Source organism: Mycobacterium sp. G7A2 (assembly GCF_041902445.1).
GTDB lineage: Bacteria > Actinomycetota > Actinomycetes > Mycobacteriales > Mycobacteriaceae > Mycobacterium.
In genome coordinates this window covers 3,643,375-3,656,345 of record NZ_CP169251.1, presented here as the reverse complement: position 1 = coordinate 3,656,345, position 12,971 = coordinate 3,643,375, and the positions used below count along the sequence as shown (strand labels likewise).

At 68.2% G+C, this 12,971-nt stretch carries 13 protein-coding genes; 12 read left to right on the top strand and 1 reads right to left on the bottom strand.

The features are described 5' to 3' along the window. Positions 1-107: 107 nt before the first annotated feature. On the top strand, positions 108-869 hold the full coding sequence (locus ACEWX3_RS17350) for a GntR family transcriptional regulator (RefSeq protein WP_152516844.1): 762 nt from the start codon (positions 108-110) through the stop codon (positions 867-869). Beyond that, on the top strand, positions 866-1,336 hold the full coding sequence (locus ACEWX3_RS17345) for a RidA family protein (RefSeq protein ID WP_374157191.1): 471 nt from the start codon (positions 866-868) through the stop codon (positions 1,334-1,336). The genes ACEWX3_RS17350 and ACEWX3_RS17345 overlap by 4 nt, the downstream gene beginning before the upstream one ends. Here the strand turns inward: ACEWX3_RS17345 and ACEWX3_RS17340 are convergent. After that, on the bottom strand, positions 1,311-1,919 hold the full coding sequence (locus ACEWX3_RS17340) for an SRPBCC family protein (RefSeq protein ID WP_374157190.1): 609 nt from the start codon (positions 1,917-1,919) through the stop codon (positions 1,311-1,313). The two genes, ACEWX3_RS17345 and ACEWX3_RS17340, sit on opposite strands and share 26 nt — an antisense overlap. Positions 1,920-2,029: 110 nt before the next feature. On the opposite strand from ACEWX3_RS17340, the gene ACEWX3_RS17335 reads away from it, so the two are divergent. The 10 genes from ACEWX3_RS17335 to ACEWX3_RS17290 all read left to right on the top strand — a co-directional run bounded on the left by ACEWX3_RS17335 (position 2,030) and on the right by ACEWX3_RS17290 (position 12,958). Then, a complete protein-coding gene (locus tag ACEWX3_RS17335; protein WP_374157189.1) occupies positions 2,030-3,019 on the top strand; it encodes an LLM class flavin-dependent oxidoreductase in 990 nt (329 codons plus the stop codon). A gap of 353 nt (positions 3,020-3,372) precedes the next feature. Then, entirely contained in the window at positions 3,373-4,374 is a 1,002-nt protein-coding gene (locus ACEWX3_RS17330; RefSeq protein ID WP_221357190.1) for an ABC transporter substrate-binding protein, read from the top strand. A gap of 42 nt (positions 4,375-4,416) precedes the next feature. Then, positions 4,417-5,217 (top strand): ABC transporter ATP-binding protein, encoded by an 801-nt coding sequence (locus ACEWX3_RS17325; protein ID WP_374157188.1) that lies wholly within the window; start codon positions 4,417-4,419, stop codon positions 5,215-5,217. 173 nt (positions 5,218-5,390) lie between these two features. After that, positions 5,391-6,128: an ABC transporter permease gene (locus ACEWX3_RS17320; protein WP_374157187.1), complete on the top strand. Its 738-nt coding sequence runs from the start codon at positions 5,391-5,393 to the stop codon at positions 6,126-6,128. Beyond that, entirely contained in the window at positions 6,125-6,922 is a 798-nt protein-coding gene (locus tag ACEWX3_RS17315; protein WP_221357188.1) for an ABC transporter permease subunit, read from the top strand. Before ACEWX3_RS17320 ends, ACEWX3_RS17315 begins: the two co-directional genes overlap by 4 nt. Next, the gene (locus ACEWX3_RS17310; RefSeq protein WP_374157186.1) at positions 6,919-9,255 is read left to right on the top strand and encodes a xanthine dehydrogenase family protein molybdopterin-binding subunit; all 2,337 of its coding nucleotides are present in this window, start codon (positions 6,919-6,921) and stop codon (positions 9,253-9,255) included. The genes ACEWX3_RS17315 and ACEWX3_RS17310 overlap by 4 nt, the downstream gene beginning before the upstream one ends. Further along, positions 9,252-10,127, top strand: coding sequence for a xanthine dehydrogenase family protein subunit M (locus ACEWX3_RS17305; protein WP_207067211.1), 876 nt, complete (start codon positions 9,252-9,254; stop codon positions 10,125-10,127). Before ACEWX3_RS17310 ends, ACEWX3_RS17305 begins: the two co-directional genes overlap by 4 nt. Further along, positions 10,117-10,632, top strand: a complete 516-nt coding sequence (locus ACEWX3_RS17300) for a (2Fe-2S)-binding protein (RefSeq protein WP_374157185.1) — start codon at positions 10,117-10,119, stop codon at positions 10,630-10,632. Before ACEWX3_RS17305 ends, ACEWX3_RS17300 begins: the two co-directional genes overlap by 11 nt. A gap of 49 nt (positions 10,633-10,681) precedes the next feature. Further along, positions 10,682-11,710, top strand: a complete 1,029-nt coding sequence (locus ACEWX3_RS17295) for an FUSC family protein (RefSeq protein ID WP_374157184.1) — start codon at positions 10,682-10,684, stop codon at positions 11,708-11,710. Positions 11,711-11,722: 12 nt separating this feature from the next. Further along, positions 11,723-12,958 carry an amidohydrolase family protein gene (locus ACEWX3_RS17290; protein WP_374157183.1) on the top strand — a complete coding sequence of 412 codons (1,236 nt, stop codon included), beginning with the start codon at positions 11,723-11,725 and terminating at the stop codon, positions 12,956-12,958. The last annotated feature ends 13 nt before the right edge of the window (positions 12,959-12,971 follow it).

Here is a 12,971-nt window from a genome sequence, read left to right as displayed (position 1 = left end):
CGCGCGTGACATCCGTGCTGCGACACGGATGCGCAGTGCCGCATGGAGTTGACTCGCAGGCAGGATGGTCGCATAGAGTATCCAATATCAGCCGAAAGCGAGAGCCGATGCCACCGCGCACCGCCGCCAAGCGTGCACAACCCGAGGGCGCAGATCGTGCCACTCCCGCGGGGTACTCCGGAGACGCCGTGCGGGGACGCCGGGCCGATTTCGTGCGGCCGAAGACCGCCCAGCAGGCCGTGGCCGAAGCGCTTCGCCACGACATCACCACCGGCAAGTTGGCGCCCGGCAGTTGGATCGTGCAGGAGGCCGTCGCCGAGCAGTTCGGCATGTCGCGGATCCCGATCCGGGAAGCGTTGAAGACGCTCGAGGCCGAGGAGTACATCACCTACGTTCCGCACAGCGGGTACCGCGTCACCAAACTCAGCCTCGACGATCTGCTGGAGGTCTTCAAACTTCGGGCGATCCTGGAGGAGGCGTTGATCCGGGACGCCATGCCCGGGGTCACCGACGACATCGTCGACGAGATGCGCAGCTGCAACGCACAAATGGATGCTGCACTGGCCGACGGCGATCCCATCACCGTCGGAGTACTCAACCGTCAGTTCCATTTCCTGACCTTTCACGCCAGCGGCATGGCGCGCACCAAGCGCATCGTCACGCAGCTGTGGAACACCGCCGACGCGTACCGGCCGCTGTATTCACCGCTGTTGGACATGCCGAAGGTGTGCAAAGAACACGAGGCGATGATCGACGCCGTGGCCGACCGCGACGTGGAGCGGCTGGTACGGCTCAACCACGAACACCGCGCCCACGCCCTCGGGCCGATCCATCAGATCTTCGACGCGGAATCCGACGCCTCGGCATGACGGTCGCCGACCGGTTGCGGGAGGCGGGCGTGATTCTTCCCCCTGCGCCGCCGCCCAAGGGTGCGTATTTTCCGAGCCGCCGCTGCGGTGATCAGCTGTGGGTCTCGGGTGCCACCGCCCGTCGGGACGGCGAGCCGGCGCTGCGCGGAGTCGTCGGCGTCGACGTGACCGTCGACGAGGCGCGAGAACAGGCGGGGCTGGCCGCATTGAACCTGCTGGCTGCGATCGAGGCGGAGGCGGGCCTCGACACCGTGGACGCGGTGGTCGCGTTGCGCGGCTATGTCCGTGCCGCACCGGAGTTCGACACGCACCCGGCCGTCGTCGACGGCGCGTCCCAGGTGTTGCTCACCGCATTCGGTGCGCACACCGGCGCACATGCCCGGACCGCGATCGGGGTGGCGTCCCTGCCCGGTGGGGCGTGCGTCGAACTCGACCTCGTCGTCAGCGTCGCGACGGCCGCGCGCTGAGCAGGTCCAGCCACCGCCCGACCGCCAAGCCCAGGGCCAGGCCGGCGAAACCGTTGGCCAGCACCGTGATCCACGCGTCTGGTGGATCGATCGGGGACACGGGCAGCCGCCTTTTCACCTCGGCGGTCGCGGTGTCCTCCTCGCCGGCGAGGACATGGTCGAGACGGGCGACGAACTGGCCGATGATGCGGTTGCTGACCTGGACGATGACCGTGCGGCCGAATTGCGCGATACGGCCACTGAGTTCGACGTCGGTGGTCACTGTGACCACCGATTTGTCTCCGTCTTCGCGGGCCACCAGACGAACGGTCGCTTCGGTCGAGCCGTTGCCCTTGCGGTCACGTGCGTTGCCGCGCACAACCATTTCCCTGGCCTCGTCGTCCTGGTGCGCCAGGGTCGCGGTTCCCACGAGGGTCACTGCGACGGGACCGACCTTGACGGCCACCCGGGCGTGGTAGTCGTCGCCGTCGCGACGCTCGAGTTCGGCGCCCGGGATGCATCCGATCACCGTCGGGATGTCCGTCAGCACGGCCCAGGTGGCGTGCAGCGGCGCCTCGACGGCGAACTCGTTGACGAGCTGCATTCGGCCTCCCCAGGCGATCAGCGGTTGTGGATCGAATGGCACCACCTTACGATTGGATACGATATACAGCAATCAAAGCAGGGCCCGAGGAGGCTTCCCGGATGTTGAGCATGGGCGTAGGACTTTTTCCCACCGAACCGACGGCAGCAATGTGTTCCTACGTCCGGCTCTGCGAAGACCTCGGCTACGACAACGTCTGGTTCGGTGACTCGCAGAACATCTGGCGGGAGTCTTCGACGGTCATGGGCGCAGCAGCCGTCGGCACCGAGCGGATCATCTTCGGTACCGGGGTGACCAATGCCGTCACCCGGCACCCGTCGCTGCTGGCCTCCACATGGGCCACCCTGGGGGAGTTCACCGGCGGACGGGTGGCGCTCGGAATCGGGACCGGCGACTCGTCCTTGCGGACAATGGGACTCAAGCCCCTCAAACTCGCCGAACTCGAACGTGCCATCGCCGACCTGCGTGCCCTGTTCCGGGGCGAGAAGGTCGCCGAGCCCACCAGCGGAGCCGAGTACCACCTGAACTACCTCAGCGCTGCGATGGACATCCCGATCTACATCGCCGCGTCGGCGCCGAAGATCCTGCAGATGTCCGGCCGTATCGCCGACGGTGTGATCGTGCTGGTGGGAACCGCTCCCCATTTCATCGAAGCCGCTCTGCAGACCATCGAACGGGGTGCGGCGGAGAGCAACCGCTCGCTCGACGACCTCCATATCGTGCTCTGGACGCCCACGGCGATCGCTGAGGACAGCACCGAAGCGCGCGACCTGGTGCGCGCGCACGTCTCGCGCGTCGCGATCCGCCCGCTGCCTGCCAAGGTCGATCCCGCCCTGGAGCGCGCCATCGACCGAATCCGCGACCAGTACAACTATTACGAGCACATGAATCCCGAAGCCGCACACGCAGACCTCGTTCCCGACGAGCTCGTCGACCTGTTCGCGCTCGCCGGCACCAGGGACGAGTGCGCGCAACGGATCAAGGAGATCGAGTCGCTGGGAGTGGACCAGGTATCCATCGTGCCGTTCGTGCGGCCCGGGCAGAGCCGCGAAGGCACCATTCGGGCGTTCGCCGAGATCGTCGGTGGACCTGCGCAATGACGTCGAGCGGAACCGCGGACCCGAGCAGCTTTCCGGCACCCGGTAGTCCGGTGCCGGGCGCGCCCCCGCCGCTGAAGCGGGCGCTCACACCGGCCGACGGCCGCACCGGCCACGAAGCAGTCGTGGCTGTTGCGCCTGGAAGCTCTGAAAGCACTGTTTCCCAGAACAATTCGCAACTCGTCCGCGGCAGTGGCGAGCGCGGATGGCATCTCGCGGCCGCGATGACGGGCCTGGCTGTGGGCCTGGAAGCGGCCCGGATTATTTCACGTCGACGTAACAGTTAGTGGTTGACGTGCATCACACTCGCTTCGTATAGTGTATCCAATATTCATCGAACCCCGGAGGCTTCTCTGATGTCAAGGTTCCCCAAGGTCATCGGCGCCATGGTCGCCGCGTCCGCCCTCCTGATCGGCACCGCCGCGTGTGCCGACGAGTCGGCGGGCCCGTCCGACGGGAGCTCCGCTGCCACCACCGACACGCTGAGCATCTCGGCCACCGGAGTGGACAGCCTGCCGTTCATGGCGATCCTGCAGGCGGGTATCGACAAGGGATGGTTCGACGAAGAGGGCCTGACAGTGGATCTGTACTCCGGGGGCGGAGGCGGTAACACGTTGCGCGTCGTCACCAGCGGGGACGCGGACATGGCGATCGCCGGCAACACCTCGGTGATTCTCGCTGCGCAGCAACCTGATTCGAACCTCACGGTCATCGCGCCCTGGTTCCAGGTCAACGACTTCTCGTGGATCAGCCCGCCCGGCCGCACCATCGACGGTGCGACGTTGGGCTTCAGCTCCGCGGGCTCCTCGACCGAACTGCTCGTCAAGGGCCTCGAACGCGAACTCGGACAGGGTGTTCGGGCGCAGGCAGTGGGCGGTATGGGGGACAACTGGACCGCAGCGAAGGCCGATCAGATCACCGCCGGCTGGGCGATGCAGCCGTTCATCGCGGAGAAGCAGGCCACCGAGAACGCCGAGATCCTGGTGAACTCCCGTGACGTGCTGGGCGATCTGCCCGCCGACCTGGTCGCGGTGAACACCGAATATGCCGAGGCCAACCCGGACAACGTCAAGGCGTTCTTCCGCGTCGCCGACCGCCTCAACGAATGGGTGGTGGCCAACCCCGACGAAGCCGCGGCGGAGATCGGACCGCTGGTGGGTGTCTCGCCCGAGGTCATGCGGTCCGCTCTGAACGACAGCCCGGACCTGGCCAAGGGATACTCGCTCACCGTCGATCCCGAGGGTTTGAACAACCTCTCGGAGCTGATGGTCGCCGCGGGGCAGATCGACGAGCCGGTCGACTGGGCGGCGGTGCTCGACCAGCAGTACCTGCCCGAGGACGCCCGGGCCACATTCTGACCGGCTCCCCCTGCGCACAACCCGCCGACGAGAGGTAGCGTCTTGGACCCGCAAGGCATCGAGATGACCGGGCTGTCAGTGGTATTCGACACCGCCGCGCGACGGGTCACTGCGGTCACCGACATCGACCAGACTGTGCCGCACTCGAGCTTCGTCTCGATCGTCGGACCGAGCGGCTGCGGCAAGTCGACGTTGCTGGCGGTGGTCGCCGGGCTGCAGAAGGCCACCACCGGAACGGTCAGCGTGGCAGGCCGGCCGGTCACCGGCCCCGACCCCAAGATCGGGGTGGTGTTCCAGGAGGATTCGACGCTGCCCTGGCGCACCGTCGAGGAGAACGTCGCGTTCGCGATGGAGATGATCGGCACGCCCAAGCCGGACCGGCGCAAGCGGACCAAGGACGCCATCGAGCTCGTCGGACTGGCCGGTTTCGAGAAGTCCTACCCGTCCCAGCTCTCCGGCGGCATGCGTCAGCGGGTGGCATTGGCGCGCACACTGGCGGTGCAGCCGGAGGTGGTGCTGATGGACGAGCCGTTCGCGGCACTGGACCAGCAGACCCGGCTTTTCCTGGGCGCTGAGGTGCGGCAGATCTGGGCCAGGACCAAGCAGACCATCATGTTCGTCACGCACGACATCTCCGAGGCGATCCTGCTGTCACAACAGGTGTGGGTGATGTCCTACCGGCCCGGCACCATCATCGACGTCGTCGACATCGACCTGCCCGGCGAGCGCGATGCCGGCGTGGTGTCCACACCGCGCTTCAACGAACTGCACAACAGGATCTGGGGTTCGCTGCAGGCCGAGTCGATGCGGGGCTTCCAGCAGCAGGAGGCGTCCTCGACGTGACCCGCTCGTCCACACCCTCCACCGCATCTCGCGCCTCGTCGGCACCCCACCCTTCGTCATCGCACCCACCCTTCACGGCGGAAGACGATCTGCCCGGGGAGTCCGCGTCCGCGCACCAGGCGCCACCCGAGCCGCCCCGCCGCCGCCGAGGATGGGGGACGGCGGGTTTCAGCGTGGGTGCCACTCTGGCCCTGATCGTCGCGCTGACGGCGTTCGCCGAGATCGGTTCGCGGGCGGGGTGGTGGAACGATCACGTGCTGCCCGCGCCGTCGGTGATCTTCACCGAGCTCGGGGTGTTGATGACCGAACGACAGTTCTGGATCGACGCACAGCGCACCGGGATCGAGGTGGCCGCCTCGATCGTGTTCGGATGCCTGCTCGGATTCGCTGCCGGACTGTTGTTCTGGAAGGTGCCGTTGCTGGGCCGGGTGTTCGAGCCCTACCTGGTGTCGTTCTACGCCGTGCCGCTGGTGTTGTTCTATCCGGTGATGATCGTGCTGGTCGGCATCAACGCCATGTCGGTGATCATCCTGGCCACGATCATGGCGGCGATCCCGATGGCCCTGAACACGGCCGTGGGTTTGAACCAGATGCCGCCGGTCTACCTCAAGCTGGCCCGCTCGTTGCGCACCTCGCCCCGACAGACGTTGTTCGCGATCGCGATCCCGGCTGCCGGCCCGTTCATCGTCGCGGGTCTTCGGCTCGCCGTCGTCTACGCCCTGATCGGGACCATCGCGATGGAATTCACCACCGCGCAGGCGGGCCTGGGCTACCGCATCCGCTACCTCTACGAAATCTTCGACAACATCGGGATGTTCGCCTACATCGTCGTGGTCCTGGTGCTGTCGTGTCTGCTGACCGTCGCGTTGGCCGCCGTCGAGCGCGTGCTGCTGCGGGGAAGGAACTCGTGACCGCCACCGCACCGGCCCCTGCACCCGTCGAGGCCGACCGACCCGTCACACGGCGCTTCTCCTGGCGTGCGGTCATCGGCAGCCAGTTCGTCGGTGCGAGCCTGCTCGCCGTCGTCGTCCTGGTCGTCTGGGAGGTCGTGTCGGGGTTGACCTTCGTCATCCCGTCGCCGGTCCGCACGCTCGGCGTGCTTGTCGAGAACCTCTCCGACCCCGCCTATCTGTTCGACCTCCGGGTCACCGCGCAGGCGGTGGCTCTGGCATTCGTGGTCGGCACCGCCGTCGGCGGGGGCATCGGGCTTCTTCTCGGCCTGTCGGGCCGACTGCGTCTGATCTTCGAGCCGATGATCATCATGCTCAACGGGATCCCCAAGATCGTGCTGTATCCGGTGTTGCTGCCGATCTTCAGCCTGTCGGGCTCCAAGGTCGTCATGGGGGTGCTGTTCGCGCTGTTCCCGGTGCTGATCAATGTCTCGACCGGTGTGCAGGAGATCCCCAAGGTGTATTGGAAACTCGCGCGCTCGGTGCGCGCCAATCCCTGGCAGATGCTGGTGCACATCATCTTCCCCGCGATTCGCCGTCCGCTGCTCACCGGTATCCGGCTGGCCGTGAGTCTCGCCGTCGTCGGCGTCGTCCTCTCGGAGTTCTTCGCCACCAGGCGGGGCCTGGGACGCGTCGTGCTCCAGGCCTACAGTCACGGTGACTACCCGTCGATGGTTGCCACGATCATGCTGCTGATCACCATCTCGTTCGGCATCTCGATCGCTCTGTGGCAGTGGGAGAAAAGGATCCATTGACCCCCGTCGCATCGGAGTCGGGCGCAGATCGCCCATGGGTCGGCAGCTCGGTGCGGCGCCGGGAGGACGACCGCATGCTCGGCGGGCGCGGACGCTTCCTGGCCGACCTCGCCGCCGGCGCCGCGCACGTGGTGTTCGTCCGATCGAGCCAAGCGCACGCGAAGATCACCGGAATCGACACCACGGTGGCCGAGCGGATGCCGGGCGTGCACGGAGTGTTCGGAGCCGCCGATCTCGGCCTCGACGGAGCGTGGATCCCCGCGCTGACCACGCCCGACCCCGATTTCAGTGCCGCCACGTCTCTGGAGTTGGCTGAGCAGCGCCTTCCCATCCTCGCCGCCGACCGTGTGCACTACGTCGGCCAGCCGATCGCCGTGGTCGTCGCCGCCGACCGCTACGTCGCCGAGGACGCAGCCGAAAGCGTCGTCGTGTCCTATCAGGCGCTGCCGGTGCTGACCGACGCCGTCACCGCGCTCGATCCGGACAGCCCCGCACTGTTCGGCCATCTGCCGACCAACCAGGCCGCTCGTCTGGAGTACGAGTTCGGCGCTCCCGATGAGGCTTTCGACACAGCCGCCCATGTCGTGGAGGGCACCTACCGCATGGAGCGCCACGGTGCCGTCCCTCTCGAATGTCGCGGCGTGCTCGCCGATTACGACGCCGGACGCGGACGGGTGGAGGTACACACCTCGACCCAGGTGCCGCACATGGTGCGCAACGCGATCTGCGCGGTGACAGGCTGGGACCGTCAGGACATCGTGGTCAGTGTGCCGGATGTGGGTGGTGGTTTCGGCACCAAGGCCAATGTGTACGGCGAGGAGATCGTGCTCGCCGTGCTGGCCAGACACACCGGGCAGCGCGTGGTCTGGGTCGAGGACCGCCAGGAACACCTGCTCGCCAGCGCCCAGGCCAGGGACCAGCTGCACCGGGCGCGGCTGGCCGTCGACGCCGAGGGCGCGATCCTCGCGTGGGACGTCGATTTCGTCGTCGACATCGGTGCCGGAAGTCTCTGGGTGGCAGGCATCGTCGCCAACACCGCCGTGCACCTGATGGGGCCCTATCGGATACCGGCCATGCACGTCCGCGGATATGCCGCGCTGACCAACAAGACACTCGTCGCGCAGTACCGCGGCGCGGGCCGGCCGGAAGCGACGTTCGCTCTGGAGCGGAGCCTGGATGCGGCGGCGGCGGTCGTGGGCATCTCCGGTGAGGAGATCCGCAGAAGAAACCTGCTGGGCGCGGCTGATCTGCCGTACGCCCGGCCCCTCCCGTACCGCGACGGGGTGCCGATCTGCTTCGACGGTGGTGACTACCTGGCCTGTCTGGATTCGGCGGTGCGCGCGCTGCCGCGCTCGGAGGTGGACGTCTGCGCGATCGAGAACCCCGATCACCATGTCGGGTACGGGTTGTCGTGCTATCTGGAGGCGACGGGTCGGGGCCCGCACGAAACAGCGCGCGTGCGGGTGCTGCCCAGCGGGCAGTTCGAGGTGACGGCGGGCGCCGCATCGGCGGGTCAGGGGCACGAGACGGTCTTCGCCCAGGTGGCCGCTGATGCGTTGGATGTCCCGCTGCAGCGGGTGCGTTACCGGCCCTGCGACACCGAGCAACTGCCCGAGGGAGTCGGAACGTTCGCCAGCCGGTCGGCGGTGCTGGCCGGCTCCGCGGTGCACCAGGCGTGCGGCGAACTGATCGTGCTTGCTTCACAACGCGCTGCGCAGCTCCTCGATGCCGAATCGGTCGGCTACGCCGGGGGCCGGTTCACGGCGGCCGGAACCGCGGTCGGCTGGGACGAACTGGCCGCGGCGGGCCGGGTCGGAGGTGCCGGTGAGGGTGGTGCGGCGCTGGACGTCACCTCCGTCTACCGGGTCCCGACGGTGACGTGGACGATGGGTGTGCACGCGGTCATTCTCGGCGTGCACAGGCGCACCGGGATCGTGAAGGTGTTGCGCTACGCGGTGTCCCACGAGGGTGGCCGGGAGATCAATCCCAGGATCGTGGAGGGCCAGATCGTCGGTGGAGTCGCCCAGGGGATCGGTGGCGCGCTGTTCGAGGCGTGGAGATACTCGCCCACGGGCGAACCGACCTCGACGACGTTCGCGGCCTACCATTTGCCCCTCACCACGGACGTGCCCCCGGTGCTCGTGAACCATCACCACGTCGCCACGCCTGCCAATCCGCTGGGCGTGCGCGGTGCGGGGGAGAGCGGCACCATCGCCGTGTACGCCGCGGTCGCCGCCGCCGTCGACGACGCGCTGGGCGGTGGCCACCACGTGACGACGACGCCGATCGGGACCGCCGATCTGTGCCGGGCGCTGGACAGGGTGGCGTCGTGAAGCCCGCCGCGGTGTGCTACCAGCGGCCGGACTCGGTCGCCGAGGCCCTCGAGCTGCTCGCGCAGGACGCCGATGCGAAGCTGATGGCCGGCGGCCAGTCCTTGATGACACTGATGAACCTGCGCCTGGCGCGGCCCACGTCGGTCATCGACATCGGCAGACTCGCCGAATTGAACCGCGTGTTCGATGACACCGATGATCTGGTGCTCGGCGCTTTGGTCACCCACCGGACCGTGGAGACCGACCCGTTGATCGCCGCACGGGCCCCCCTGCTCGCCGATGCGGCGCGCTACATCGGTCATATCGCCATTCGCAACAGGGGCACCATCGGCGGGTCGGTGGCACATGCCGATCCGGCCGCCGAGATACCGCTTGCGACCGTCGTTCTCGGCGCCACGTTTCACGTCGAGTCCGTGTCGGGACGGCGCACGGTCGCCGCCGAGGAGATGTTCGTGTCGTTGTACACCAACGCCCTTGCCGCCGACGAGATGGTCACCTGGATCTCCGTGCCCGCCATCAAGGCCGGGCAGGGTTGGGGCTTCGTCGAATTCGCTCACCAGCACGGCGACTACGGCCTCGCCGGCGCAGGCTGCCTGCTGACGGTGGACCCGGATGGCCGGATCGCAGCTGTGCGCGCCGGTGTGTTGAGCATGGCAGACCGGCCGCTGCTCTTCGTTGCCGACGATGCGGTCGGGAAGGTGCCGTCGGCGCAGCTGTGGCGCACCTTGGCCGACCGATGGGCGGACGCCTGCGAACCGGCGGTCGAGGACACCGACTACGCGCGCCGCCTGTGCCGCGCGGCGCTTGCCGATGCGCTTGCCGATGCGCACCGGCGGGTGAACGCTCCGAGAGGGGGTGGATATGCGGCCTGATTCACCGGCGACGCTGACCATCGCGGTGACGGTCAATGGCAAACAGATCGTGCGAACCGTGGCAGGTCGGCTCACCCTCGCCGACTTCCTGCGCGACGAACTCGGCTTGACGGGAACGCATCTGGGCTGTGAGCACGGGGTGTGCGGTGCATGCACCGTGTTCGTGGAGGGCCGGTCGGCGCGCGCCTGCCTGATGCTGGCCGCACAGACCGATGGTCTTCGGATCGACACCGTCGAGGGTCTCGACCAGTTCGAGGAGGCTGACCGACTGCGGCAGGCGTTCGCCGAACGTGGCGGACTGCAGTGCGGTTTCTGCACTCCCGGGTTCCTGGTGGCGGCAGTGGAACTGTTGCGCGATCCCGATGCCGAGAAACCGCTCACCGCCGACTCGGTACGGGAGGCGCTGTCCGGCAACATCTGCCGCTGCACGGGTTACCAGGGCATCGTGGCGGCCGTGCTCGATGCCGCCACGCCGGCGGGCGGCGCGGACAGTGCGGAATCCTGACCGGGCAGCCATCCCTGCGCCGTCCCCCCGGTTCCGACGGGTTTCCGAGGTGCTGCGTCCCGTCGGACCCAGCCGTTGGGGGATGGCCGTCTGGCTTGCTGTGGGCCTCGGGGCGATCCTCGGGGTGACGGCGGCGGCGGGTCGACCTGCGCTGGGGTCGGCGCTGGGGCTGGGTTTCGTGCTGACGGCGGTACCGTCGCTTCCCGTGGCGTGGCGTCCCGCGCTCGTCACCATGGGGGTGCGGGGCCTGGCGATCCTGGTCGGAGCGACCCTGGCGGTGCTCACCTCGGGCCATCCGCCGGCGCTGGCAGCGGTGACGGTGGTGGCGGCCGTGGCCGGTGCGTTGTTGGTCGAGGTGGGTCCGACCGCGGCGTTGGCGGTGGTGCTGATCGCGATCGACGTCCCTGACGACCCCGGGGCCGCCTCGCTGGTGCCGTATCTCGTCGGTGTGCTGGTGGTGCCGGCCGCCTGGAGCGCGTGGTACGGATGCACGGTCGTGTGTCGCCGGCGTGACTTGCCCGCGCCCTCATCAGGTCGGACCGGCGCGCCGTGGCGGGAACGCCGGCCCCACGCGATCCGGGTCGGCATCGCGGTGGCCGTCGCGGTAGGGGTGGCCGGGTTGTTGCCCGATGACCTGGTCGGCGGCCATTGGCTGGTGACCAGCGTCGTACTGACCGTGCAACCCGTTGCGCGGGACACCGGACTGCGTCTGGCGCAGCGGTTGTCGGGCAACACGGTCGGTGCGCTGATCGCCGCGCTGATGCTGGGCACGCACCCGTCGCTGCCCGTCGTGGCGGTCCTGACCGTGGTGTTGTTCACCCTCGCCATGGCGCTACGCCCGGTCAACTACACGTGGTGGGCGGTCACCGGCCCACCGGTGCTGCTGGTGATCAGCGAATACCCGGCGTTGTTCCCCTGGTACGAGGGCGGCGTCCGGCTGGCGATGAACCTCGTCGGCGCGGTCATCGTGCTGGTGGTCGTGTTCGGCGCTCCGGCTCTGGGTCGGCTGCGCCGGGCGGACGCCGAACCCGATTTCCCGCAGCGCGATTCGTCGGATAGTGTATACAAAATCCAATGAAGGAGGTCCTAGGTGACCACGCTGCTGGTGGAGGACATCGGGCTGCTGGTGCACGGCGACGCGAACATCGCCCCGCTCCGTGACACGACCCTCGTCGTCGAGGACGGCCTCATCGTCGGCGTGGGGACCACCGTCGGTGCGCCCGACCGCGTGCTCTCTGCAGGTGGACTGACAGTCATGCCCGGTCTGGTCGACGGTCACATCCACCCGACCTTCGGTGAATGGACTCCGGCGCAGAACTCCGTCGGCTGGATTCACAACTACCTCCATGGCGGCACCACCTCGATGGTCTCGGCCGGCGAACTGCACATTCCGGGTCTGGCGTTCGACGCGCTCACCCCGGAGTTGGTGCTGAGCATCGCGATCACCTCCAAGCACACCACCGGGCGCATGCGGCCGTCCGGGGTCAAAGTCAACGCCGGCACCGTGCTGTTGGTACCTGGCATGACCGAAGAACACTTCGACCGGGCTCACCGCGAGGGCATCGACCAGCTGAAGTTCATCTTCTACGACTGGAACCGGTTGGGCGACGGCGAAGCCCAGCGGTACGTGCGGTGGGCGCACGAGCGGGGGATGACCGTCAAACTGCACTCCGGTGGGGTCTCCCGGTCGGGTTCGAGCCGGGTCGCCGGAGCAGAGGTGGTACTCGCGGTCGAGCCGGATGTGGTCGGCCACATCTCCGGCGGCCCGATCCCGCCGCCGGATTCGGACATCATCGCGATCATCGCCGGCCTGCCCGACACCCACGTCGAGGTGTGCAGTTCCAACAACTACCGTGCCACGACGGTCGTGGTGGACGAGCTTCGCCGGGCAGACAGACTGGACCGCCTCACCCTCGGCACCGACACCCCCGGCGGCACCGGTGTCATCCCGCGCGGAATGCTGCGCAACATCTGCTATCTGGCCTCGGTGTGCGGCGTCGACCCGGTGGCGGCGGTCGCGGTGGCGACCGGACAGACGGCACGGGCGCATGGCCTGGACACCGGGGTGATCGCCGAAGGGCGACCCGCGGATCTGTTGGTGCTCGGCCCGATCACCGGGTCGGCGGCCACCGACGCGCTGGACTCCTTTGCGCTGGGGGACCTGCCCGGAATCGCGAGCGTCCTCGTCGACGGGGTACCGCTGGTCGCCACCCGCAGCGAGCAGACCCCGCCGCCAAGCCGATCGGTGAGCTGGCGGGGCGCTGACGTGCGCCCGGCCTCACCACCACCGCGTCCTGTCGGCGCGCACGCGTCCGGCTGCTGCTGATCCCCCTCGACCG

Excerpts from the sequence above, each read along its gene's own strand:
- ACEWX3_RS17350 (WP_152516844.1), top strand. The coding sequence starts at position 108 with ATGCCACCGCGCACCGCCGCCAAGCGTGCACAACCCGAGGGCGCAGAT.
- ACEWX3_RS17345 (WP_374157191.1), top strand. The coding sequence starts at position 866 with ATGACGGTCGCCGACCGGTTGCGGGAGGCGGGCGTGATTCTTCCCCCT.
- ACEWX3_RS17340 (WP_374157190.1), bottom strand. The coding sequence starts at position 1,919 with ATGCAGCTCGTCAACGAGTTCGCCGTCGAGGCGCCGCTGCACGCCACC.
- ACEWX3_RS17335 (WP_374157189.1), top strand. The coding sequence starts at position 2,030 with ATGGGCGTAGGACTTTTTCCCACCGAACCGACGGCAGCAATGTGTTCC.
- ACEWX3_RS17330 (WP_221357190.1), top strand. The coding sequence starts at position 3,373 with ATGTCAAGGTTCCCCAAGGTCATCGGCGCCATGGTCGCCGCGTCCGCC.
- ACEWX3_RS17300 (WP_374157185.1), top strand. The coding sequence starts at position 10,117 with ATGCGGCCTGATTCACCGGCGACGCTGACCATCGCGGTGACGGTCAAT.